General features: G+C 66.0%; 19 protein-coding genes and 2 rRNA genes. 20 read left to right on the forward strand and 1 reads right to left on the reverse strand.

The features are described 5' to 3' along the window. The 4 genes from CFB89_RS02315 to CFB89_RS02330 all read left to right on the forward strand — a co-directional run. Positions 1-115: ribosomal RNA gene (locus CFB89_RS02315) — 23S ribosomal RNA — on the forward strand; the annotation flags it as partial. Between the two features lie 154 nt (positions 116-269). Next, positions 270-382: ribosomal RNA gene (gene rrf, locus CFB89_RS02320) — 5S ribosomal RNA — on the forward strand. 370 nt (positions 383-752) lie between these two features. Beyond that, on the forward strand, positions 753-2,828 hold the full coding sequence (locus tag CFB89_RS02325; RefSeq protein ID WP_089466591.1) for a molybdopterin-dependent oxidoreductase: 2,076 nt from the start codon (positions 753-755) through the stop codon (positions 2,826-2,828). 137 nt (positions 2,829-2,965) lie between these two features. Next, positions 2,966-4,639, forward strand: coding sequence for a long-chain fatty acid--CoA ligase (locus CFB89_RS02330; RefSeq protein ID WP_089466592.1), 1,674 nt, complete (start codon positions 2,966-2,968; stop codon positions 4,637-4,639). Between the two features lie 278 nt (positions 4,640-4,917). Here the strand turns inward: CFB89_RS02330 and CFB89_RS02340 are convergent, their stop codons facing one another. Then, positions 4,918-6,069 (reverse strand): porin, encoded by a 1,152-nt coding sequence (locus tag CFB89_RS02340; RefSeq protein WP_089466594.1) that lies wholly within the window; start codon positions 6,067-6,069, stop codon positions 4,918-4,920. Positions 6,070-6,345: 276 nt separating this feature from the next. On the opposite strand from CFB89_RS02340, the gene coq7 reads away from it, so the two are divergent. The 16 genes from coq7 (at position 6,346) to ftsZ (ending at position 24,676) form a co-directional block, all read left to right on the forward strand. Continuing rightward, entirely contained in the window at positions 6,346-6,972 is a 627-nt protein-coding gene (gene coq7, locus CFB89_RS02345) for a 2-polyprenyl-3-methyl-6-methoxy-1,4-benzoquinone monooxygenase (protein ID WP_089466595.1), read from the forward strand. Positions 6,973-7,357: 385 nt separating this feature from the next. Continuing rightward, on the forward strand, positions 7,358-7,786 hold the full coding sequence (mraZ, locus tag CFB89_RS02350; protein ID WP_006487094.1) for a division/cell wall cluster transcriptional repressor MraZ: 429 nt from the start codon (positions 7,358-7,360) through the stop codon (positions 7,784-7,786). A 23-nt stretch (positions 7,787-7,809) separates the two neighbouring features. Then, positions 7,810-8,751 carry a 16S rRNA (cytosine(1402)-N(4))-methyltransferase RsmH gene (gene rsmH / locus CFB89_RS02355; RefSeq protein ID WP_089466596.1) on the forward strand — a complete coding sequence of 314 codons (942 nt, stop codon included), beginning with the start codon at positions 7,810-7,812 and terminating at the stop codon, positions 8,749-8,751. Continuing rightward, on the forward strand, positions 8,748-9,089 hold the full coding sequence (ftsL, locus tag CFB89_RS02360) for a cell division protein FtsL (RefSeq protein ID WP_089466597.1): 342 nt from the start codon (positions 8,748-8,750) through the stop codon (positions 9,087-9,089). The genes rsmH and ftsL overlap by 4 nt, the downstream gene beginning before the upstream one ends. Further along, positions 9,086-10,945: a penicillin-binding protein 2 gene (locus CFB89_RS02365; protein WP_089466598.1), complete on the forward strand. Its 1,860-nt coding sequence runs from the start codon at positions 9,086-9,088 to the stop codon at positions 10,943-10,945. The genes ftsL and CFB89_RS02365 overlap by 4 nt, the downstream gene beginning before the upstream one ends. Beyond that, on the forward strand, positions 10,942-12,489 hold the full coding sequence (locus CFB89_RS02370; protein WP_089466599.1) for a UDP-N-acetylmuramoyl-L-alanyl-D-glutamate--2,6-diaminopimelate ligase: 1,548 nt from the start codon (positions 10,942-10,944) through the stop codon (positions 12,487-12,489). Before CFB89_RS02365 ends, CFB89_RS02370 begins: the two co-directional genes overlap by 4 nt. Beyond that, positions 12,486-13,892 carry a UDP-N-acetylmuramoyl-tripeptide--D-alanyl-D-alanine ligase gene (gene murF, locus CFB89_RS02375; RefSeq protein WP_089466600.1) on the forward strand — a complete coding sequence of 469 codons (1,407 nt, stop codon included), beginning with the start codon at positions 12,486-12,488 and terminating at the stop codon, positions 13,890-13,892. Before CFB89_RS02370 ends, murF begins: the two co-directional genes overlap by 4 nt. 16 nt (positions 13,893-13,908) lie before the next feature. After that, complete coding sequence (gene mraY, locus CFB89_RS02380; RefSeq protein ID WP_006477019.1) at positions 13,909-15,078, forward strand: phospho-N-acetylmuramoyl-pentapeptide-transferase; 1,170 nt, start codon at positions 13,909-13,911, stop codon at positions 15,076-15,078. Positions 15,079-15,106: 28 nt separating this feature from the next. Further along, the gene (gene murD, locus CFB89_RS02385) at positions 15,107-16,615 is read left to right on the forward strand and encodes a UDP-N-acetylmuramoyl-L-alanine--D-glutamate ligase (RefSeq protein ID WP_089466601.1); all 1,509 of its coding nucleotides are present in this window, start codon (positions 15,107-15,109) and stop codon (positions 16,613-16,615) included. Continuing rightward, a complete protein-coding gene (gene ftsW / locus CFB89_RS02390; RefSeq protein ID WP_089466602.1) occupies positions 16,612-17,895 on the forward strand; it encodes a putative lipid II flippase FtsW in 1,284 nt (427 codons plus the stop codon). Before murD ends, ftsW begins: the two co-directional genes overlap by 4 nt. Next, entirely contained in the window at positions 17,892-18,995 is a 1,104-nt protein-coding gene (murG, locus tag CFB89_RS02395) for an undecaprenyldiphospho-muramoylpentapeptide beta-N-acetylglucosaminyltransferase (protein WP_089466603.1), read from the forward strand. The genes ftsW and murG overlap by 4 nt, the downstream gene beginning before the upstream one ends. Further along, positions 18,992-20,389, forward strand: a complete 1,398-nt coding sequence (gene murC, locus CFB89_RS02400; RefSeq protein ID WP_089466604.1) for a UDP-N-acetylmuramate--L-alanine ligase — start codon at positions 18,992-18,994, stop codon at positions 20,387-20,389. Before murG ends, murC begins: the two co-directional genes overlap by 4 nt. A 1-nt stretch (position 20,390) precedes the next feature. Beyond that, positions 20,391-21,332, forward strand: coding sequence for a D-alanine--D-alanine ligase (locus tag CFB89_RS02405; RefSeq protein WP_089466605.1), 942 nt, complete (start codon positions 20,391-20,393; stop codon positions 21,330-21,332). A 19-nt stretch (positions 21,333-21,351) separates the two neighbouring features. Further along, positions 21,352-22,104 carry a cell division protein FtsQ/DivIB gene (locus CFB89_RS02410; protein WP_006477014.1) on the forward strand — a complete coding sequence of 251 codons (753 nt, stop codon included), beginning with the start codon at positions 21,352-21,354 and terminating at the stop codon, positions 22,102-22,104. 26 nt (positions 22,105-22,130) lie between these two features. Beyond that, positions 22,131-23,363, forward strand: a complete 1,233-nt coding sequence (gene ftsA, locus CFB89_RS02415; RefSeq protein WP_006487138.1) for a cell division protein FtsA — start codon at positions 22,131-22,133, stop codon at positions 23,361-23,363. Positions 23,364-23,479: 116 nt separating this feature from the next. Then, the gene (ftsZ, locus tag CFB89_RS02420) at positions 23,480-24,676 is read left to right on the forward strand and encodes a cell division protein FtsZ (RefSeq protein WP_006477012.1); all 1,197 of its coding nucleotides are present in this window, start codon (positions 23,480-23,482) and stop codon (positions 24,674-24,676) included. Positions 24,677-24,735: the final 59 nt, after the last annotated feature.

A 24,735-nucleotide genomic window follows, 5' to 3' on the forward strand; every position in this document is an offset into this window, starting at 1 on the left:
TGGGGACTAGATCCCCTTGAAGGGTCGTTCGAGACCAGGACGTTGATAGGTCAGGTGTGTAAGCGCAGTAATGCGTTCAGCTAACTGATACTAATTGCCCGTAAGGCTTGATCCTATAACAAGTCTGCCTTGTAGATCGGCGCCAGTGTGAAAGCACTGGCCGCGATCCAAAGCGACAAGTTGGATTCTCGTGTGTGATACACACAACTCAAAATTACTGCTTCTTCCAAGATTGGTTGCGCTGCGAAGCAACGCAACAACCCCCTTTGCCTGATGACCATAGCGAGTCGGTCCCACCCCTTCCCATCCCGAACAGGACCGTGAAACGACTCTACGCCGATGATAGTGCGGATTCCCGTGTGAAAGTAGGTAATCGTCAGGCTCCCTTAGCCAAGAACCCCCGCCCGACAAGGCGGGGGTTTTTGCATTTCAGCGTCCTAAAAAGCGCGCAGCGAAGCGTTACCGAGGCTACGTCCGTCGGCTTGCCCTGACGCAAGCCATCACAACATCAAACTCCCTCCCTCGCTTCCATCTCCGGCGATCCCGACGATTACTGCTCGTATCCTCGATCAAGACCGCACCTTTGCCTCCGCAACGTATCGACACGCGAAGGCGCGATCCGCTTCCGCTTCCTGGAGCCAGCCACTTTGCCCGTCTTCGATCAGATCATCCAAAATCGCCATGAAATGAACGCTTTATTCGGCGCGCCCACGTAAAATTTGCGAACCTCCATCCTCCCTGCATTCAAAACGATGAACGCCGCCACCCAGGTAGCCCGGGCCGTTTGCCCGCATGATTGTCCGGACACGTGCGCAATGCGGGTGACCGTCGAGAACGGCAAGGCAATCAAGGTCATCGGCGACCCCGACCATCCGCCGACGCAGGGTGTGTTGTGTACGAAAGTCAGCCGATACGCGGATCGTGTTCATCATCCCGATCGCCTCACCGTTCCGCTCAAGCGGGTCGGCGCGAAAGGGGAAGGGCGCTTCATGCCGATCAGCTGGGACGAGGCATTCGACGAGATCGGGCGTCGACTCGGTGAAATCGCCGAGCGCGCGCCGGAAGCAATCATGCCGTACAGCTATGCGGGAACGATGGGGCTCGTGCAAGGCGAGGGCATTGCCCAACGCTTCTTCCACAAGCTCGGCGCCTCGCGGCTCGAGCGCACGATTTGCTCGGCGGCCGGTGCAGCCGGGCTGCGCTACACGTACGGCGGTAGTGTCGGCATGCATCTCGAGTACTTCGAGGAAAGCGAACTGATCCTGATATGGGGCGCGAATCCGATTGCATCGAGCCTGCACTTCTGGACCCGCGCGCAGGAAGCGAAGCGCCGTGGCGCGCGTCTTGTCGCGATCGACCCGTATCGTTCGCTGACCGCGGAGAAATGCCATCAGCACATCGCACTGAAGCCCGGTACCGATGGCGCGTTTGCACTCGGCATGATGTACGTGCTGATTACCGAAAACCTGCTCGATCACGATTACATCGCGGACCATACGCTCGGCTTTGACGCGCTCAAGGCGCGCGCCTTGTCCTATCCGCCGGAACGCGTCGCGCAAATCTGCGGCATCGACGCATCGGAGCTGGTCGACCTTGCGCGTCGCTACGGTGCTACCCGCAAGGCGTCGATTCGCCTCAACTACGGCATGCAGCGCGTTCGCGGCGGCGGCAATGCCGTGCGCGCGATTGCAAGCCTGCCGGCGCTGACGGGGGCGTGGCGCGATCGGGCAGGGGGCCTGCTGCTCTCGTCGTCGGAATCCGCGCCCGTCAATCAGGCGGCGCTGCTGCGACCGGATCTGATGCCCGGTTGGCCGAACAAGCTGCCGCGCATCATCAACATGAACGCGATCGGCGACGCGCTGCTGCATCCGGGCGACGCGACGTTCGGGCCAAAGGTCGAAGCGGTGATCGTGTACAACTCGAATCCGGTGGCGGTTGCGCCGGACTCGTCGAAAGTTGCCGAGGGTTTCGCACGTGACGATTTGTTCACGGTCGTTCTCGAGCACTTCAAGACGGATACGGTCGATTTCGCCGACATTGTATTGCCGGCGACCACGCAGCTCGAACATCTGGATGTCCATAAGTCGTATGGTCATACCTACGTGATGGCGAATCTGCCGGCGATTCCGCCGGTGGGAGATGCGCGGCCGAACACGGAGATCTTTCGCGGCATTGCGCGCAGCATGGGGCTCGACGAGCCCGCGCTCTATCACAGCGACGAGGAGGTCGCGCGCGCGGCGCTTCGCTGGGACGATCCGGCGCTCGACAGCGACTGGGACACGTTGAAGCGCGCCGGCTGGCTGAAGCTCAAGCTGCCGGAAGCGCCGTTCGCGAACGGCGGTTTCCGCACACCCTCCGGCAAGTGCGAGTTCTACAGCCCGCGGCTCGAGCAGACGGGCATGGACCCCGTCCCCGACTACCTGCCGCCGTTCGAATCGGCCGAAGCCGCGCCCGAGCTTGCCGCACGCTATCCGCTGGCGATGATTTCGCCGCCGGCCCGGCACTTCCTGAACAGCACGTTCGTGAACGTCGACAGCCTGCGTTCGACGGAAGGCGAGCCGCACCTCGACATGCATCCGTCCGACGCCCGCGCGCGCGGGATCGCAGAGGGTGACGTCGTCCGGATCTTCAACGACCGCGGGTCGATGCAGGCGCACGCGCGCGTGACCGATCGCGCGCGTGCCGGGCTTGTCGTCGGGCTGTCGATATGGTGGAAGAAGCTGTCGCCGGACGGCAGGAACGCGAACGAGGTGACAAGCCAGGCGCTGACGGACCTGGGCAATTCGGCGACGTTTTACGATTGTCTTGTGGAAGTTGAGCGGATTTGATCGAATATCGACGTATGATCAGACGAAATTGACATGCAAGTTCGAAGTGGACATCTAACCCTGTTGTCTCGGGGCGGGGGAGCCGTTACGATGCGTTTTAGCACGACCATTCGAAAATCTGTGAGGAGACGCGCGGTATGGATAAAATTTGGCTGAAATCGTACCCACCCGGCGTTCCAGCCGAAATTGATTCCTCTCCTTATCCGTCCGTTCCGGACCTGCTCGACGAGAGCTTCCGGCAATACCGCGACCGTACCGCGTTCGTCTGCATGGGCAAGGGCATCACGTACGGCGAGCTCGACAAGCTGTCGCGCGAATTCGGCGCGTGGCTGCAATCCCGCGGCCTGGCTCGCGGGGCGCGTGTCGCGATCATGATGCCGAACGTGCTGCAATACCCGGTCACGATTGCCGCGGTCCTGCGTGCCGGCTACACCGTCGTCAACGTCAACCCCCTCTATACGCCGCGCGAGCTCGAGCATCAGCTGAAGGACAGCGGTGCGGAAGCGATCGTCATCCTCGAGAATTTCGCGTCGACGCTGCAGGCCGTCATCGCCAATACGGCCGTCAAGCACGTGGTCGTCGCGTCGATGGGCGACTTGCTCGGCATCAAGGGCTGGCTCGTCAATTACGTCGTGCGCAACGTGAAGAAGATGGTGCCTGCGTGGCAACTGCCGTCGTTCACGCGCTTCAAGGCCGCGCTGTCGGACGGCGCGCGGCTGGGTTTCAAATCGCAGAAAATCGGTCCCGACGACGTCGCGTTCCTGCAGTACACGGGCGGGACGACCGGCGTGGCGAAGGGCGCGACGCTGCTGCACCGGAACATCGTGTCGAACGTGCTGCAGGCCGGCGCCTGGCATCAGCCGGCTCACGACAAGTACCCGGACGTGAAGCAGTTCGTGACGGTGGTCGCGCTGCCGCTGTATCACGTGTTCGCGCTGACCGTCTGCGGTTTCCTGACGATGCGTACGGGCGGCATGGGCGTCCTGATCCCGAATCCGCGCGATATCGCCGGCATGATCAAGGAACTGAAGGGCTACCAGATCTCGACGATTCCGGCCGTCAACACGCTGTACAACGCGTTGCTGAACCATCCCGAATTCGGTCAGCTGGACCTGTCGAAGCTCGTGATCGCCAACGGCGGCGGCATGGCGATCCAGGAAGGCGTCGCGAAGCGCTGGTATGAAAAGACCGGTACCGCGATCATCGAGGGATGCGGGCTGTCCGAAACGTCGCCGGTGGCGACCTGCAACCCCGTGACGGCGACCGAATACAGCGGCACGATCGGTTTGCCGCTGCCGTCGACCGAAGTCGCGATCCGCGACGATGCCGGCAACGACGTCGCGCTCGGCGAGCCGGGCGAGATCTGCATCCGCGGGCCGCAGGTGATGGCCGGCTACTGGAACCGGCCGGACGAGACCGCGAAGGTCATGTTCGCGGACGGCTTCTTCAAGACGGGCGACGTCGGCGTGATGGATGCGCGCGGCTACGTGAAGATCGTCGATCGCAAGAAGGACATGATTCTCGTGTCCGGCTTCAACGTGTATCCGAACGAAGTCGAGGACGTTGTGGCGTCGCATCCGGGCGTGTTCGAGGTGGCGGCAGTCGGCGTGCCGGACGAGCATTCCGGCGAAGCCGTGAAGCTGTTCGTCGTCAAAAAGGATCCGGCGCTGACCGACAAGGACATCCTTGCCTACTGCAAGGAGCGGCTCACCGGATACAAGCGGCCGAAGCTCGTCGAGTTCCGCACGGAGTTGCCGAAGACGAACGTCGGCAAGATCCTGCGGCGCGAACTGCGAGACGGACGCGCGTAACGCACGCAACGACACGGTTGAACGAAAAGCCCGGCCTGTGCCGGGTTTTTCGTTTTCGGCTGCGGGTGAATGGCCGGACGCGCCTGTTTCGTGCGGGCGGCGGCGCAAGCGTCGCGCTTCGACCCGATGGCCGGGACGGCGCACCGCGATGCGCGTCTACCGCCCCCTGTGGACCGGTCGATTCACCAATCCGCCCCCACCGACATCCTCGCCGCGCCAGAAAAGAAAAAGGCGCCCGAAGGCGCCTTCAATATGCTGCGGCTTGTCAGGCAAGCTGATTAGAACTTGTGACGGATGCCGACGCGCGCCGCGACCTGGTTGCTCGTGCTCGAGCCGGCCAGACCGTTGATCGCTGCCGTTGCCTTCAGGACGTTCCCGTTCGAATCGAGCACGTTGCCCGATGCGTGCTGGTACACGCCGATCGCGTAGACATCGGTGCGCTTCGACAGGAAGTAGTCGACGCCCAGCGAGCCCTGGTGGTACTTGGCTGCCGAGTTGCCGTCGATCTTGCTGCCTTGCGTGTAGTCGTACGCCGCGCCGAGGATCAACGCCGGGGTCAACTGGTACTTGAAGTTGATTTCGCCGTTGTTGAACGTCGCGGTCTGGTTCACGAACGGGCCTGCCGAGAAGCCCTTGAACTTCGTGTTCGAGTACGTCGCGCCGATCGTTGCCGCGCCGAACGTGTACGCGCCGCCTGTACCGATGACCTGGTACGTGTTCGCGTTGTTCGCGTACGCGCCGTAGACCGGCGACGAGACGGACGACGACGTGGAACCGTTGTTGAACATGCCGCCGAACTGGTTCGGCGTACGTGCGTTCAAGTAACCGACGCCGAGGACCAGCGGGCCGTTGTTGTAGCCTGCGCCGAGCGACCAGACCTGGTTCTTCGAGAACTGGCCTGCCTGGCCGCCGAAGCTGTACAGGCCGCCGAACGTGAGGCCGCCGTAGTTCTGGCTCGTGAACTTGACCGCGTTGTTCACGCGATACGCGTTGTTGAAGTTGTCGAGGTCGCCCGGGTGAGCGGCGATGTAGCCGCCCCACTGGTCGCCTGCCTCGAGCGGGCCGACGAAGTCGACGACGGAGTCGTACTGACGACCCAGCGTGACCGTACCGTACGGGCTCGACAGGCCGACGTAAGCCTGGCGACCGAACATCAGGCTGCCCTGACCGAGCCTGCCGCTGTTCACGTCGAAACCGTTTTCGAGGGTGAAGATTGCCTTCAGGCCGCCACCGAGGTCTTCGGTGCCGCGCAGACCGAAGCGGCTGCCTTGCATCACGCCGCTGGCCAGGCCGTACAGGTGCTTGCCGCCTGCGTTGTTGTTGAAGAGGAAGCCTTCATCGATGATGCCGTAAAGCGTCACGCTGCTTTGCGCATGGGCAGCGCCAGCGAACGCGCCCAGCGCGACGAGCGCGAGAAGCGACTTTTTCATTAGCGGATCTCCAAGAATCACTGAATTTTTTTGGCGGGGCGGATAGTTATGTTCTGTCGACGAGCCCCATCAACTTCGCAAGAAGTCGCACGTAATGTAGCAAAGCCGGTTTTTGCCACAAAGCGAAATGCTGCAGCTCAACGCCACCATGTTTCCTTTATGCAACAATGGTTAAAATCACGGGTTAACCGCAATTTCCGCTGAATAATCAACTCGGTTACGCAGCGCACTCGTGCCCTTGCCGCGCGCAGCGGCACCTGCAGCCAGGAGAACAGGATGGTGTTGGATGAACTGATCAGCGAATTCGATCGCGGCCTGCGATCGCTGACCGGCATTAGCCGGATGAGTCGGCCGGTGCCCATGCCGGCCGATACGACGGACGTCGAACTGACACCCGCCGAGCGCACGCACGCGGCCGGCCTGATGCGCGTGAATCACGTCGGCGAGGTCTGCGCGCAGGCGCTCTACCAGGCGCAGAAGCTCACCGCGCGCACGGCGTCGGCGAAGGCGATGTTCGAGGAGGCCGCGCGCGAGGAGGAGGATCACCTCGCATGGACCGCGCACCGCCTGAAGGAACTCGATTCGCGCCCGAGCCTGCTGAACCCGCTGTGGTATGCCGGCGCGCTCGCGATCGGCGTGGCGGCCGGCACGCTTGGCGACAAGGTCAGCCTCGGCTTCATGGCCGAGACGGAGCGTCAGGTCGAGAGCCATCTCGAAGGTCATATGTCCGAGCTGCCGCCGACCGACACCGCGTCGCGCACGATCGTCGACCAGATGCGGATCGACGAGGTGAAGCACGGCAAGGCCGCGACCGACGCCGGCGGGATCGAGCTGCCGCTGCCCGCGCGGATGCTGATGCGCGCCGCATCGAAAGTCATGACGCGCACTGCGTACTATCTCTGAGATTAGCGCCGGGGTGGCGTGGGACGCCGCTCCGGTTCGCCGCCCCCATACCGCCCGCTCACTCCTCGTTTTCCCGCTCCCGAAAGCCCCATCCGCACGCCCGTCTGGCCCGTCTTTCTCACGTATCACCTTCACAAGTTGCACTAGCTCATTCATTTATAACGGTTTTTGGTATGAGGGGTCGCATGAGCATGTGCGCGTAAGTCCTTGTTCTAACTAACAAAATTCGTCAAAAAAGCGGGCCGCTCCCTTGACCGTGCCACACCCTTCCTCTAAAGTGGGAGACAGTGTGAGAAAGTGTATTTTTGTGTGATTTAGCGGGCTGTTCCGGCTAAATTCTCAGCATTGAGCGGGTGCTTCGGTGCCCTGAACGGGAGAGCGGAAAGTGTTCCAAGGGGCGTCGGCGCTGACGCTCGATGCGAAAGGGCGGATGTCGGTGCCGGCTCGCTATCGCGAAGCGCTGCAAGGACAGGCAGAAGGACGGGTGACTGTGACCAAGCACCCGGACGGCTGCCTGTTGCTGTTTCCGCGCCCCGAATGGGAAGTGTTCCGTGCCAAGATCGCCGCGCTGCCGATGGACGCGCACTGGTGGCGGCGAATTTTTCTCGGCAATGCGATGGATGTCGATCTCGACAGCGCGGGCCGGATTCTCGTATCGCCCGAGCTGCGCATGGCAGCCGGACTGGAAAAGGAAGTCATGTTGTTGGGAATGGGTAGTCACTTCGAGCTGTGGGATTCGCAGACCTACAACGCGAAGGAGCAGGCAGCGATGGCGCAGGGCATGCCCGACGCGCTGAAGAATTTCACGTTCTGATTGCGGTGACGGAGACGCCCGCGATGGGAAACGAATTGCAGCATCGGACCGTATTGCTGGACGAGGCGGTCGAGTCGCTCGTCACGCGGCCGGACGGCGTGTATGTCGACGGCACGTTCGGGCGTGGCGGCCATAGTCGCGCGGTGCTCGCGCGGCTGGCGCCGGCCGGGCGGCTGATCGCGTTCGACAAGGATCCGAGGGCGATCGAGACGGCGCAGGGCATCGAGGATGCGCGCTTCTCGATCGTGCATGACAGCTTTGCATCGATGCGCGACGCGCTTGCGGCGCGCGGCGTCGAGAAGGTGTCGGGGGTGTTGCTGGACCTGGGCGTGTCCTCGCCGCAGGTGGACGATCCGGCGCGCGGCTTCAGTTTCCGCGCCGATGGTCCGCTGGACATGCGAATGGATCCGACGCGCGGCGAGTCGGCGGCCGAATGGCTCGCGCGGGCATCGGTGCAGGAATTGACGGAGGTGATACGGGATTATGGGGAAGAACGGTTTGCTTTTCAGATTGCAAAGGCGCTTGTTGCTCGCCGGGCAGAGTCCGACCGTCTTGGGCCTCTCGACACCACGGGCGAGCTTGCCCAAATCGTGGGTCACGTCGTCAAAACCCGTGAGAAGGGCAAGGATCCGGCAACCCGCACCTTTCAGGCTATACGGATTCACGTCAATCAAGAGCTTGCGGACCTGCAAGTCGTACTAGACGCGGCACTGTCGTTGCTGGAGCAAGGGGGACGGCTGGTGGTCATCAGCTTTCATTCACTCGAGGACCGGATCGTCAAGCGATTCATGCAGGCGCACGCGAGCGCGCCTGCGGTCGATCGTCGCCTGCCGATCCGCGCCGTCGACCTCCCGAGCCCCCCGCTCAAGATCATCAGCCGCCAGTTTCCGAGCGAAGCGGAAGTCGCCGCGAATCCGCGCGCCCGCTCGGCCGTGATGCGCATTGCGGAGCGCGTCACGCCATGAGCCGTCTCAATATCTTCCTGCTGATCATCGTGATGGGTTGCGCGCTGTCGGTCGTCAACTCGACGAACCAGCAGCGCCAGATCTTCATCCAGTTGCAGCGCGCGCAGTCGCAGGAGCGTCAGCTTCAGCAGGACTACGCGCAGCTTCAATATCAGCAGAGCGCGCTGTCGAAGACGTCGCGCATCGAGCAGCTCGCGAACGATTCGCTGAAAATGCAGCCGATTTCGACCGGCCGCACGCAATACCTGACGCTGCCGCCGGGTGCGGCGAAGGCGATCGACGCGCCGGTCGCGGCATCGGCCGACACGGCCGGCAAGGGCAAGGGGGGCGCGCGATGAAGCCGTCCCCGAAGCGCCAGAACGTGAAGTTCTCGTCGAGCCCCGTGCTGGGCGTGCATTTGCCGATGTGGCGCTCGAAGCTCGTCGTGTTCCTGTTGTTCATGGCGTTCGTCGCGCTGGCCGCGCGGGCGTTCTGGATTCAGGGGCCCGGCAACGCGTTCTATCAGAAGCAGGGCGAAAGTCGCTACCAGCGCACGCTCGAGCTGCCGGCCACGCGCGGCAAGATCCTCGACCGTAACGGGCTCGTGCTCGCGACCAGCTTGCCGGTGCGCGCGATCTGGGCGATTCCGGACGCGGTGCCCGACGATCTCGACGCCGACAAGATCAACCAGCTCGGCAAGCTCCTCGGCATGACGTCGAAGGAACTGCGCGTGAAGCTGTCGGAAGACAAGGGTTTCGTCTACGTGAAGCGCCAGGTGCCGATCGACGTCGCGGACAAGGTCGCCGCGCTCGACATTCCCGGCATCTATCAGCGCAACGAATACAAGCGCTTCTACCCGGAAGGCGAGATCACCGCTCACCTGATCGGTTTCACGAACGTCGAGGACGAAGGGCAGGAAGGCGTCGAACTGGGCGACCAGAAGATGTTGGCCGGCACGTCGGGCATGCGTCGCGTGATCAAGGACCGGATGGGCCACATCGTCGAGGATGTCGCCGAGCAGATCCCGCCGCACAACGGCACCGACGTCGACCTGTCGATCGACAGCAAGATCCAGTACATCGCGTACGCGAACCTGAAAGCCGCCGTCGAGAAGTTCAAGGCGAAGGCTGGCGCGGCGATGGTCGTCGACGTGCGTACCGGCGAAGTGCTCGCGCTCGTCAACTACCCGACGTACAACCCGAACGACCGTTCGCGCATGACGGGCGAGCAGTTGCGCAACCGGATCATGACCGACGTGTTCGAACCGGGCTCGATCATGAAGCCGTTCACCGTGTCGCTCGCGCTCGACCTGCACCGCGTGACGCCGAACACGCTCGTCGAGACGGGCAACGGGCATTTCGTGCTCGACGGCGCGCCGATTACCGACGATGCGGGTTTCGGCACGCTGACGGTCGGCGGCGTGATCCAGAAGTCGAGCAACATCGGCGCGACGAAGATCGCGATGACGATGCGGCCCGAGGAAATGTGGAATATGTATACGAGCATCGGCCTCGGCCAGGCGCCGAAGGTCGGGTTCCCGGGCGCGGTGGCCGGCCGCCTGCGTCCGTGGAAGAGCTGGCGCCGCATCGAGCAGGCGACGATGTCGTACGGCTACGGCTTGTCGGTGTCGCTGTTCCAGCTCGCACGGGCTTACACGGCGATCGCGCACGATGGCGAGCTGATGCCCGTGACCATTTTCAAGCACGACCCCAATCAGCCGGTCGTGGGCACGCAGGTATTCACCCCGACCACCGCTCGCGAAGTGCGCGCGATGCTCGAGACGGTGGTCGCGCCGGGCGGCACGTCGCCGGATGCGGCCGTGCCGGGCTATCGCGTCGGCGGCAAGAGCGGGACCGCATACAAGCACGAAGGTCACGGCTACACGCGCAAGTACCGCGCGTCGTTCGTCGGGATGGCGCCGATGCCGAATCCGCGCGTCGTGATCGCGGTGTCGGTCGACGAGCCGACCGCCGGCAGCCACTTCGGCGGCCAGGTGTCGGGCCCCGTATTCTCGGCGATCGCCGGTGACACGATGCGTGCGCTGAACGTCCCGCCGAACATGCCGATCAAGCAGCTCGTCGTGTCCGACGATTCGCCGGAATCCCCTGCCGCAAAGGGCCCGCAAAAGGGCCCGCAAAAGCTGGCCGCGGGCGGCGGCGCGAAGCATATGATCGTATCCAGCACGACACGTAATTCACCAGGAGTGGTTCGATGAGCGCCGCCCGCAGTTCCCATCCGGCGCATCAGCAGATCGCAGCCGCGCTCGCGTGGCTGCGTCAGCATGTGGCCCCCGCGGCGCAACTGCATGCCGACACGCGCAGCCTCGAGGCTGGCGACGTGTTCGTCGCGTATGCGGTCGACGGGGCAGATAACCGTGCTTTCATGGCCGACGCCGTCGCGCGCGGTGCGGCTGCCGTGCTGTATCAGCCGGAAGGGCTGACCGACGCACCGGCAGCGCCGGCCGTCCCCGTCGCGCTCGCGGTGCCGGCGCTCGATCAGCTCGCCGGCGAGATCGCCAGCGGCTGGTACGGTGATCCGAGCGACAGCCTGCTCGCGATCGGCGTCACCGGCACGAACGGCAAGACGTCGTGCACGCAATGGATCGCCACCGCGCTGACGGCGCTGCACCAACCGTGCGCGGTGATCGGCACGCTCGGCACCGGGATGCCCGGCCAGCTCGTGCCGACCGGCTTCACGACGCCCGACGCGCCGCAACTTCAGCGCAGCCTTGCGAAATTGCGCGACGCGGGCGCGCAGGCGGTGGCGATGGAGGTCTCGTCGCACGCGCTGCACCAGGGGCGCGTGAACGGGACGGCGTTCGACATCGCGGTGTTCACGAACCTCACGCAGGATCACCTCGACTATCACGGTACGTTCGATGCGTACGAAGCCGCGAAGGCGAAGCTGTTCGCGTGGCGCGGCTTGCGCGCGGCGGTGATCAACCGCGACGACGCAGCGGGCCGCCGCCTGCTCGAGAAGCTGGCCGGCCGCGTGCGCACGATCGCGTACGGGATCGGCGACGCACCGACGCCCGACGCCGATCGCGGGCTGATCGCGCTCGACGTGCGCGCGACCGCGACGGGCACCGCATTCCGCCTGCGTTCGTCGTGGGGCGACGCGGACGTCGAGGTCGGCACGCTCGGCACGTTCAACGTCAGCAACCTGCTCGCCGTACTCGGCTCGCTGCTCGCGGCCGACGTGCCGTTCGACGCAGCGCTCGCCGAGATCGAGCGGCTCGAGTCGGTCAACGGCCGGATGCAGCGGCTCGGCGGCCGGCTGCAGAACGACGAACCGCTCGTCGTGATCGACTACGCGCATACGCCCGACGCGCTCGAAAAGACGCTCGACGCGCTGCGGCCGATCGCCGCGGCGCGCGGCGGCCGGCTCGTCTGCATGTTCGGCTGCGGCGGCGATCGCGATGCGACGAAGCGTCCATTGATGGGTGCGATCGCCGAGCGGCTCGCCGATGAAACCGTCGTCACGAGCGACAACCCGCGCAGCGAGGATCCGCAGCACATCATCGACCAGGTCGTCGCGGGCATGACCGCGCCCGATCGCGCGCGCCGTATCGAGGATCGCGCGAGCGCGATCCTGCAGGCCGTGCGCGGCGCCGCACGCGAGGATGTCGTCGTGCTGGCCGGCAAGGGCCACGAGGCCACGCAGGAAATCATGGGCAAGAAGCGTACGTTCTCCGACCAGGATCACGCGCGGCTCGCGCTCGCCGCGCGTGCGACGCACGGCAAGGGAGGCGCCGAATGACGATGCTCGGTCTCGGCGAAGCCGCCCGTCTGATTCCCGGCGCCACCGTCCACGGCGACGCGGGCGTGACGTTCGACCGCGTGTCGACCGATAGCCGCACGGTCGGCCCGGGCGACCTGTTCGTCGCGCTGAAGGGCGAGCGCTTCGACGCGCACGACTTCCTCGGCGACGTCGCCGCGCGCGGCGCGGCCGCGGCGCTGGTCGCGCACGCGCCGGCGGGCGTCGCGATGCCGATGATCGAAGGCGGCGAAACACGTGCCGCGCTCGGTGCGCTCGCGCATGGCTGGCGGATGCGATTCCCGCTGCCGCTCGTCGCGGTGACGGGCAGCAACGGCAAGACGACCGTCAAGGAAATGATCGCGTCGATCTTCGCGGCGGCGGTCGGCGCCGACGCACGGCTCGCGACGGCCGGCAACCTGAACAACGATGTCGGCCTGCCGCTGACGCTGCTGCGCCTGTCGGCCGCGCATCGTCTCGCGGTCATCGAGATCGGCATGAACCATCCGGGCGAAACCGAAGTCCTCGCGCGCCTCACCGCGCCGACGGTCGCGCTCGTCAACAACGCGCAGCGCGAGCACCAGGAATTCATGGCGACGGTCGAAGCCGTCGCGCTCGAACATGCGGCCGTGATCCACGCGCTGCCGCCGGACGGCGTCGCGGTGTTTCCGGCCGACGACGCGTACGCGGGCATCTGGCGCGTCGCGGCGACCGGCAACCGGATCCTCGATTTCGCGCTGCACGACGCCGAACGGCAGAACGACGCGCAGGTCGTCGGTCGCATGCACGGCGGCGAACTCGCGATCGACACGCCGGCGGGCGCCGTCACGGTGCGGCTGCGTGCGCTCGGCGAGCACAACGCGCGCAACGCGCTGGCCGCGACGGCCGCGGCGCTCGGCGCCGGCGTCGCGCTGTCGGCGATCCGGCAGGGGCTCGAATCGTTCGAACCGGTCAAGGGCCGGCTGCAGGTGAAGCAGGCGAGCGTCGGCAGCCTCGCGGGCGCGACGGTCGTCGACGATACGTACAACGCGAACCCCGATTCGATGCGTGCGGCGATCGACGTGCTCGCCGCGCATCCGGCGCCGCGCGTGCTGGTGATCGGCGACATGGGCGAAGTCGGCGACGAAGGGCCGGCATTCCACCGCGAGATCGGCGCGTACGCGCGCGAACGCGGGATCGACGCGCTGTTCGCGCTCGGCGACGCATCGCGCGACGCGTGCACCGCATACGGCGACACGGCACGTCATTTCGGCGACGTCGGCGCGCTCGTGTCGGCGCTGCTCGCGGCCGGTTACGGCGCGCAGGCGACGGTGCTCGTGAAGGGCTCGCGGTACATGAAGATGGAGCGCGTGGTCGACGCGCTGACGAACCAACCCGCAGCGGGCGCCGTGCCCGCCGCACACTGAGTAGAAGGAAGGAAGCATGCTGCTGGCGCTGGCGCAATGGCTGCAAGGAGACGCAAGCTTTTTGCGCTTGTTCACGTACCTCACGTTCCGGGCGGTGATGGCTACCATCACGGCGCTCGGGATCGGGCTCGTGTGCGGACCGTGGGTGATCCGCAAGCTGACGCAAATGAAGGTCGGGCAGGCCGTGCGCAAGGACGGCCCGCAGACCCACCTCGTCAAGTCAGGCACGCCGACGATGGGCGGCGTGCTGATCCTGATCGGCATCGCGGTCGCGACGCTGCTGTGGGGCGACCTGACGAACCGGTTCATCTGGATCGTGATGCTCGTCACGTTCGGCTTCGGCGTGATCGGCTGGGTCGACGACTACCGCAAGGTCGTCCACAAGGACCCGCGCGGGATGTCGTCGCGCGAGAAGTATTTCTGGCAGTCGGTGATCGGACTGTTCGCGGCCGTCTATCTCGCGTTCAGCGTGTCCGAGGCGAACAACGTGCGCGTGTTCGACCTGTTCATGGCGTGGGTGCGGAGCGGCCTGTCGATGGGGCTGCCGGCGCGCGCCGACCTGATGCTGCCGTTCCTGAAGTCGATCAGCTACCCGCTCGGCGTGTGGGGCTTCATCGTGCTGACCTACTTCGTGATCGTCGGTGCGAGCAACGCGGTGAACCTGACCGACGGCCTCGACGGCCTCGTGATCATGCCGGTCGTGCTGGTCGGCGCGTCGCTCGGTGTGTTCGCGTACGTGATGGGCAGCGCGGTCTATTCGAAATACCTGCTGTTCCCGCACATCCCGGGCGCGGGAGAACTGCTGATCTTCTGTTCCGCGATGGGCGGGGCCGGGCTCGCGTTCCTCTGGTACAACACGCACCCCGCGCAGGTGTTCATGGGCGACGTCGGCGCGCTGGCGCTGGGCGGCGCGCTCGGCACGGTCGCGGTGATCGTGCGTCAGGAAATCGTGCTGTTCATCATGGGCGGCATCTTCGTCGCGGAAACGCTGTCGGTGATGTTGCAGGTGTCGTGGTTCAAGTACACGAAGAAGCGTTACGGCGAAGGGCGGCGCCTGCTGAAGATGGCGCCGCTGCATCACCATTTCGAATTGTCCGGCTGGAAGGAAACGCAGGTGGTCGTGCGTTTCTGGATCATCACGCTGATGCTGTGCCTGTTCGGTCTGACCACCCTCAAGCTGCGGTAAAGGAAAGGTAACAAGGATGTCTGGCGAGATGTTTGGAGATCGGCAACGGCCGATGGTGCTCGTACTGGGGCTCGGGGAATCGGGTCTCGCGATCGCGCGATGGTGCGCGAGGCACGGGTGCCGGCTGCGCATCGCCGATACCCGCGAGGCGCCGCCGAACCTTGCCGCGCTGCAGGCCGAAGGCATCGATGCGGAATTCGTCGGCGGGGCGTTCACGCCCGCGCTGCTCGACGGCGGCGTCGAGATCGTCGGGCTGAGCCCTGGCCTGTCGCCGCTGGAGCCGGCGCTCGCGGGCCTGGTCGCGGCCGCGAACGAGCGCGGCATCGCGGTGTGGGGCGAGCTGGAATTCTTCGCGCAGGCGCTGCGCGCGCTCGGCACGAGCGGCTACCAGCCGAAGGTGCTCGCGATTACCGGCACCAACGGCAAGACCACGACGACGAGCCTCACGGGCCTGCTGTGCCAGCGCTCGGGCAAGAAGGTCGCGGTCGCGGGCAACATCAGCCCGGCGATGCTCGACCGGCTCGCGAACGCGATCGACGAAACCGCGCTGCCCGACGTCTGGGTGCTCGAACTGTCGAGCTTCCAGCTCGAGACCGCGCGCACGTTCGCGCCCGATGCGGCCGCGATCCTCAACATCACGCAGGACCACCTCGACTGGCACGGCAGCTTCGACGCGTACGCGCAGGCAAAGGGCCGGATCTTCGGCGCGACGACGACGCGCGTGCTGAACCGCGACGACGCGGCCGTGATGAAGTTCGCGCCGGCAGCCGGCGCGGCCGACGCGCCGCGCACGGTCACGTTCGGCCTGAACGAACCGACGCAGGACGGCGACTACGGGCTGTCGCGCGACAACGGCATCGCATGGCTGGTGGAAGCCGTGGATCGCGACGCGCCGGATGAAGCGACGACGACCCGCCGGCGCAAGCGCGACGCGCATACGCCCGACATTGCGCAGAAGCGCCTGATGCCGGCCGACGCGCTGCGCATCCGCGGGCTGCACAACGCGGCGAACGCACTGGCCGCGTTCGCGCTCGCGCGTGCGATCGATCTGCCGGCCGCGCCGCTGCTGCACGCGCTGCGCGAATACCGCGGCGAAGCGCATCGCGTCGAAGTGATCGCGACGATCGACGACGTCGACTATGTGGACGACAGCAAGGGCACGAACGTCGGCGCGACGGTGGCCGCGCTCGACGGGCTCGCGCAGAAGATCGTGCTGATCGCGGGCGGCGACGGCAAGGGGCAGGATTTCGCGCCGCTGGTCGCGCCGGTCGCGCGCTGGTGCCGCGCGGTGATGCTGATCGGTCGCGACGCGCCGGCGATCCGCGACACGCTCGCCGAAACGGCCGTGCCGCTGGCCGACCACGCGACGCTCGAAGCAGCGGTGCACGCGGCAGCGGAACTCGCCGAGCCGGGCGACGCGGTGCTGCTGTCGCCCGCGTGCGCGAGCCTCGACATGTTCAGGAACTACGCCCATCGCGCGGAAGTGTTCCGCGCGGCGGTGGATGAAGTCGCCATCGACAAAGGAGCGACGTCATGAGCTGGTCCGATCGCCTCGTCTCCCGTTTCAACGACCGGCGCGACACCGGCGGCAATGCCGCTGGCGGCCGCGTCGCGTCGGCCACGCGCGCCGCGACGGGTGGCCTCGCGAGCGTCGTCAACGGCGTGCGGCCGAGCCGCTCGCGGATGCTCGATTTCGACTATTCGCTGCTGTGGGTCGCGATCGCGCTGCTCGGGCTCGGCGTCGTGATGGTGTATTCGGCGTCGATCGCGATGCCCGATTCGCCGAAATACGCGTCGTATCACGATTACGCGTTCCTGATGCGCCACTGCGTGTCGCTCGGCGTCGCGTTCGTCGCGGCGGTGATCGCGTTTCGCGTGCCGGTGTCGACCTGGGATAAATACGCGCCGCATCTGTTCCTGATCGCGCTCGTCGGTCTCGTGATCGTGCTGATCCCGCACGTCGGCAAGGGCGTGAACGGTGCGCGCCGCTGGATTCCGCTCGGCATCACGAACATGCAGCCGTCGGAAATCATGAAGCTCGCGGTGACGATCTACGCGGCGAACTATACGGTGCGCAAGCAGGAATACATGCAGAGCTTCGCGAAGGGCTTCCTGCCGATGGCGTTCGCGGTCGGCCTGGTCGGCGCGCTGCTGCTGCTCGAGCCCGACATGGGCGCGTTCATGGTGGTCGCCGCGATCGCGATGGGCGTGCTGTTCCTCGGCGGCGTGAACGGCAAGCTGTTCGGCGGCCTCGTCGCGACGGCGGTCGGCACGTTCTCGATGCTCGTGTGGCTGTCGCCGTGGCGTCGCGAGCGGATCTTCGCGTATCTCGATCCGTGGGACGAGCGCTACGCGCAGGGCAAGGCTTATCAGCTCACCCACTCGTTGATCGCATTCGGCCGCGGCGAGTGGTTCGGCGTCGGCCTCGGCGGCAGCGTCGAGAAGCTGAACTACCTGCCCGAAGCGCATACCGACTTCATCCTCGCGGTGATCGGCGAGGAACTCGGCTTCGTCGGCGTGATGGTCGTGATCCTGCTGTTCTACTGGATCGTGCGCCGCGCGTTCGAGATCGGCCGCCAGGCGCTCGCGCTCGATCGCACGTTCGCGGGCCTGATGGCGAAGGGCATCGGCATCTGGTTCGGCGCGCAGACGTTCATCAACATGGGCGTGAACCTCGGGCTGCTGCCGACCAAGGGGCTGACGCTGCCGCTCGTGAGCTACGGCGGCTCGGGCATTTTGCTGAACTGCGTCGCGCTCGCGGTGCTGCTGCGGGTCGATTACGAGAACCGGGTGCTGATGCGCGGAGGGAAGGTATGACCGTGTCGCAACGCACGCTGATGGTGATGGCAGGCGGCACCGGGGGCCACGTGTTCCCGGGGCTCGCGGTCGCGCACCGGATGGAGGCGGCGGGCTGGCGCGTCGTATGGCTCGGCAATCCGGCCGGGATGGAAGCGACCCTCGTGCCGAAGCACGGCATTCCGATGGAATACGTGCGGTTCGGCGGGCTGCGCGGCAAGGGCCTGAAGACCAAGCTGACGCTGCCGGTCAACCTGCTGCGCGCATGCTGGCAGAGCCTCGGCGCGCTGCGCCGCGTGCGGCCTGACGTCGTGCTCGGGATGGGCGGCTACATCACGTTTCCCGCGGGCGTGATGACCGCGCTGTCGGGGCGGCCGCTCGTGCTGCACGAACAGAATTCGATCGCGGGCCTGACGAACAAGGTGCTCGCGAAACTCGCGAAGCGCGTGCTCGTCGCATTCCCCGGCGCGCTGCCGCACGCGGAATGGACGGGTAACCCGATTCGCGCGGAACTTGCGCACGCGGAACCGCCCCAAGCACGCTATGCGTCGCGCAGCGGCCCGCTGAACGTGCTGGTCGTCGGCGGCAGCCTGGGGGCGGCCGCGCTGAACGAAGTCGTGCCGCGCGCGCTGGCGCTGCTGGCGCCGGGCGAGCGCCCGCGCGTCGTGCACCAGGCCGGCGTGAAGCACATCGAAGCATTGAAGGCGAATTACGAAGCGGCCGGTTTCGCGGCCGGCGAAGACGTGCGGCTCGTGCCGTTCATCGACGACATGGCGGCCGCATATGCGGCGGCGGATCTGGTGATCTGCCGGTCGGGCGCGATGACGGTGTCGGAGATCGCGGCGGTGGGCGTGGCGGCGCTGTTCGTGCCGTTCCCGTACGCGGTCGACGATCACCAGACGACCAACGCCGCGTTCCTCGCCGATGCGGGCGCGGCCGTGCTGGTGCAACAACGCGACCTGTCGGCGGAACTGCTCGCCGACTGGCTGCGCAGCCAGTCGCGGGCATCGCTCGCGGAGATGGCGGAACGTTCGCGCTCGCTCGCGAAGCCCGAGGCCACCGACGAAGTCGCGCGCATCTGCGCGAAGGCCGCCGGCGCGAACCTGGAAATAGTGCAATGAAACACATCGTCAAACACATTCATTTCGTCGGGATCGGCGGCGCGGGCATGAGCGGCATCGCCGAAGTGCTCGTCAACCTCGGCTACGAGGTCAGCGGGTCCGACCTGTCGCGCAATGCGGTGACCGATCGCCTCCAGGCGCTGGGCGCGCGGATCGCGATCGGCCACGACGCGGCGAACATCGAGGGCGCGAACGCGGTCGTCGTGTCGACGGCCGTGCGCTCGGACAACCCGGAAGTGCTGGCCGCGCGCGCGAAGCGCGTGCCGATCGTGCAGCGCGCGGTGATGCTGGCCGAACTGATGCGCCTGAAGCAGGGCATCGCGATCGCCGGCACGCACGGCAAGACCACGACGACGAGCCTCGTCGCGAGCGTGCTCGCGGCGGGCGGGCTGGACCCGACCTTCGTGATCGGCGGCCGGCTGATCAGCGCCGGCGCGAACGCGCGGCTCGGCACGGGCGACTTCATCGTCGCCGAGGCCGACGAGTCGGATGCGTCGTTCCTGAACCTGTATCCGGTGATCGAAGTCATCACGAACATCGACGCCGACCACATGGACACCTACGGCCACGATTTCGCGCGGCTCAAGCAGGCGTTCATCGAATTCACGCAGCGCCTGCCGTTCTACGGCAGCGCGGTGGTGTGCGTCGACGATCCGAACGTGCGGCAGATCATCCCGTTCATCTCGAAGCCGGTCGTGCGCTACGGCCTGTCGCCGGACGCGCAGGTGCGCGCGGAAGACATCGACGCGCGCGACGGCCGGATGCATTTCACGGTGATCCGCGAAGGGCGTGCGCCGCTCGCGGTGGTGCTGAACATGCCGGGCCTGCACAACGTGCAGAACGCGCTCGCGGCGATCGCGATCGCGACCGATCTCGGCGTGTCGGACGACGCGATTCAGCTCGCGCTGGCGGAATTCAACGGCGTCGGCCGGCGCTTCCAGCGCTACGGCGACGTGCCGAGCGCGGACGGCGGCCAGTACACGCTGATCGACGATTACGGTCATCACCCCGTCGAGATGGCGGCGACGATCGCGGCCGCGCGCGGCGCGTTCCCGGGCCGCCGCCTCGTGCTGGCGTTCCAGCCGCACCGCTACACGCGCACGCGCGACTGCTTCGACGATTTCGTCAACGTGCTGTCGACGGTCGATGCGCTGGTGCTGACGGAAGTCTACGCGGCCGGCGAGGCTGCGATCCCGACGGCCAGCGGCGACGCGCTGTCGCGTGCGTTGCGCGCGGTGGGCAAGGTCGACCCGGTGTTCGTCGCGACGGTCGACGACGTGCCGGACGCATTGGCGAAGGTCGCACGAAACGGCGACGTGGTGATCACGATGGGCGCGGGTTCGATCGGCGGCGTGCCGGCGAAGGTCGTGCAGAACACGCAACAGAAGGGATGACATGAGCGGGATCGATCCGAAACGTTTCGGCAAGGTGGCGGTGTTGTTCGGCGGCGAATCCGCCGAGCGCGAGGTGTCGCTCACCTCGGGCCGCCTCGTGCTGCAGGGCTTGCGCGACGCAGGCGTCGACGCGCATCCGTTCGACCCGGCCGAGCGGCCGCTGTCGGCGCTGAAGGACGAAGGCTTCGTGCGCGCGTTCAATGCGCTGCACGGCGGTTACGGCGAGAACGGCCAGATCCAGGGCGCGCTCGATTTCTACGGCATTCGCTACACGGGCAGCGGCGTGCTCGGCTCGGCGCTCGGCCTCGACAAGTTCCGCACGAAGCTCGTGTGGCAGCAGACGGGTGTGCCGACGCCGCCGTTCGAGACGGTGATGCGCGGCGACGACCTGGCCGCGCGCGCGACCGACATCGTCGCGAAGCTCGGGCTGCCGCTGTTCGTGAAGCCGGCGAGCGAAGGCTCGAGCGTCGCGGTGCTGAAGGTGAAGACGGCCGACGCGCTGCCGGCCGCGCTCGCGGAAGCCGCGACGCACGACAAGATCGTGATCGTCGAGAAGAGCATCGAAGGCGGCGGCGAATACACCGCGTGCATCGCCGGCGATCTCGACCTGCCGCTGATCAAGATCGTGCCGGCGGGCGAGTTCTACGACTACCACGCGAAGTACGTCGCCGACGATACGCAGTACCTGATCCCGTGCGGCCTGCCGGCGGCACAGGAGGCGGAACTGAAGCGCATCGCGCGTCGCGCGTTCGACGTGCTCGGCTGCACCGACTGGGGCCGCGCGGATTTCATGGTCGACGCGGCCGGCAATGCGTATTTCCTGGAAGTGAACACGGCCCCCGGGATGACCGACCACTCGCTGCCGCCGAAGGCCGCGCGCGCGGTCGGCATCGGCTATTCGGAGCTGGTCGTGAAGGTGCTGTCGCTCACGCTCAACGACTGACCCAGGAACGGAACGACGTATGTGGAACAACGTTCGCCAACTCAACCTTGCCGCCAGCGCGCTGTACGCGCTGCTGCTGCTCGTGTTGGCGGCGGCCGGCTGCTACTGGCTGATCCAGCGCCCGACGTTCGCGCTGCGGGAGATCCGGATCGACGGCGACACCGAGCACATCAACTCGCCGACGGTGCGCGCGGGCGTGGTCGGCCGGCTGAAGGGCAATTTCTTCACGGTCGATCTCGATACGGCGCGCGCGGCGTTCGAGCAGATGCCGTGGGTGCGTCACGCGAGCGTGCGCCGGGTGTGGCCGAATGCGCTGGCTGTCACGCTGGAGGAGTACAAACCGCTCGGGACCTGGGGCAGCGATCAGCTGGTGAGCGTCGACGGCGAGCTGTTCACCGCGAACCAAGGCGAGCTGGAACAGGAACTGCCGGCGTTCGACGGCCCGGAAGGCAGTGCGAAGGAAGTCGTCACGCGGTATCGCGACTTCGGGAAATGGTTTGCGCCGCTGAAGGCGGCGCCGGAAGAAGTGACGCTGTCGGCGCGGTACGCGTGGACGGTGAAGCTGTCGAACGGCATGCAGGTCGAGCTGGGCAAGGAACGCAACAGCGACACGCTGCATGACCGGAGCCAGCGCCTGGTCGCCGCGTGGCCGGCCGTCACGGAGCGTTGGGGCAACGACATCGAGTACGCGGACCTGCGCTATCCGAACGGATTCGCGATTCGCGCGGCAGGCATGCGGTTCCTGACCGATACCGACAAGCGCAAGAAGTAACGAGAGATCACACGCAAGAGCACTTTATGAGCAAAGACTACAAGGATCTGCTGGTTTCCCTCGACATCGGCACGTCGAAGGTGGTGGCCATCGTCGCCGAGCTGAAGGGCGAGGGTCACTACGAGGTGATCGGTCTCGGCCAGAGCGAGTCGAAGGGTCTGAAGAAAGGTGTGGTGGTCAACATCGAGGCCACCGTGCAGTCGATCCAGCGCGCGCTCGAGGAAGCCGAGCTGATGGCCGACTGCAAGATCACCAACGTGTTCACGGGGATCGCGGGCAGCCACATCCGCAGCTTCAACTCGAGCGGGATGGTCGCGATCAAGGACAAGGAAGTCACGCAGACGGACGTCGCGCGCGTGATCGAGACCGCGAAGGCGATCAACATCCCGACCGACCAGCAGGTGCTGCACATCCTCACGCAGGAATTCATCATCGACGGCCAGGAAGACGTGCGCGAGCCGATCGGGATGAGCGGCATCCGGCTCGAAGTGAAGGTGCACATCGTGACGGGCGCGGTGAGCGCCGCGCAGAACATCGTCAAGTGCGTGCGCCGTTGCGGGCTGGAAGTGAACGACCTGATCCTGCAGCCGCTCGCATCGTCGCTGGCGGTGCTGACCGAAGACGAGAAGGATCTCGGCGTGGTGCTGGTCGACATCGGCGGCGGCACGACGGACATCGCGATCTTCGCGGAAGGCGCGATCCGCCACACGGCGGTGATCCCGATCGCCGGCGACCAGATCACGAGCGACATCGCGATGGCGCTGCGCACGCCGACGCCGGATGCGGAAGACATCAAGGTCGGCTACGGGATCGCGAAGCAGGCGCTCGCCGATCCGGACGAAATGGTGGAAGTGCCGGGCCTCGGCGAACGCGGCCCGCGCACGCTGTCGCGCCAGGCGCTGGCGGCCGTGATCGAGCCGCGCGTCGAGGAACTGTTCTCGCTCGTGCAGCAGGTCGTGCGCGAGTCGGGTTACGAAGAACTCCTGAGCTCCGGCGTGGTCATTACCGGCGGCGCGTCGATGATGCCCGGCATGGTCGAGCTCGGCGAAGACATTTTCCTGAAACCGGTGCGCATCGGCGCGCCGGAATATGCAGGCGGCCTCTCCGACGTCGTGCGCAACCCGCGCTACTCGACGGCGATGGGGCTGCTCGTCGAAGGCAGTGCGCAGCGCATGCGCGGCCGCAAGGTCGCCGTGCAGTCCGGCAACGCGGGACAGGTGTTCTCGCGGATGAAGGAATGGTTCCTGAGCAACTTCTGACGAATCGTATCGAATCGAAATTCGCGCTGGTGCCGGCGGCTGGCGCGCGACAGGGGGTTGCCCGATCTCCTGCCGAATAACGGCCGAGTAGCAGTCATTCTCTTGACGGAGGCAACATGGAATTCGAAATGCTGGAAACCGAAACCAACGGCACCATCATCAAGGTGGTCGGCGTTGGCGGCGCTGGCGGCAATGCCGTCCAGCACATGATCAACCGCGGCGTGCAGGGCGTCGACTTCATCGTGATGAACACGGACGCCCAGGCGCTGTCGCGTTCGCGCGCATCGTCGGTGATCCAGCTCGGCAACACGGGTCTGGGCGCCGGTGCGAAGCCGGAAATGGGTCGTGCGGCAGCGGAAGAAGCGCGCGAGCGCATCGCCGACGCACTGCGCGGCGCGCACATGGTGTTCATCACGGCCGGCATGGGTGGTGGCACGGGCACGGGCGCGGCGCCGGTGGTCGCGCAGATCGCGAAGGAGATGGGCATTCTGACGGTCGGTGTCGTCAGCAAGCCGTTCGAGTTCGAGGGCGGCAAGCGCATGCGCGTCGCCGAAGCTGGCTCGCAGCAACTGGAGGATCACGTCGACTCGCTGATCGTCGTCCTGAACGACAAGCTGTTCGACGTGATGGGCGATGACGCCGAGATGGACAAGTGCTTCCAGTGCGCGGACGACGTGTTGAACAACGCGGTGGCAGGCATCGCGGAAATCATCAACGTCGACGGCCTCGTGAACGTCGACTTCGAAGACGTGAAGACGGTGATGGGCGAGCAGGGCAAGGCGATGATGGGCACGGCGACGGTCGCCGGCGTCGATCGCGCACGCCTCGCGGCGGAACAGGCCGTGGCGAGCCCGCTGCTCGAAGGCGTCGATCTGTCGGGCGCGCGCGGCGTGCTGGTCAACATCACGTCGAGCCGTTCGCTGCGCCTGTCGGAAACGCGCGAAGTGATGAACACGATCAAGAGCTACGCGGCGGAAGATGCGACGGTGATCTTCGGGGCGGTGTACGACGACGCGATGGGCGATGCACTGCGCGTGACGGTCGTGGCGACGGGTCTGGGCCGTGCGGCGAAGAAGCAGCAGTCGGCACCGATGACGCTGCTGCGCACCGGTACGGACAACCAGCCGGTCAGCGCGGTGTCGCACGGCTATGCGCAGCCGCATCACGTCAGCACGGCCGACTACGGCGCGCTCGATACGCCGGCGGTGTGGCGCAATTCGCGCGAAACCGCGGCATCGCACGTGCAGGCGCTGCAGGAGAAGGGTGTCGACACGTACGACATCCCGGCTTTCCTGCGCAAGCAGGCTGACTGACGACGCACACAGGCGAAGCCGCGGCGAAGTTGCCGCGGTAACGCCGGCGTGACGGATGC

The organism is Burkholderia sp. AU16741 (assembly GCF_002223345.1).
In the GTDB taxonomy this organism is placed as follows: Bacteria; Pseudomonadota; Gammaproteobacteria; order Burkholderiales; family Burkholderiaceae; genus Burkholderia; species Burkholderia sola.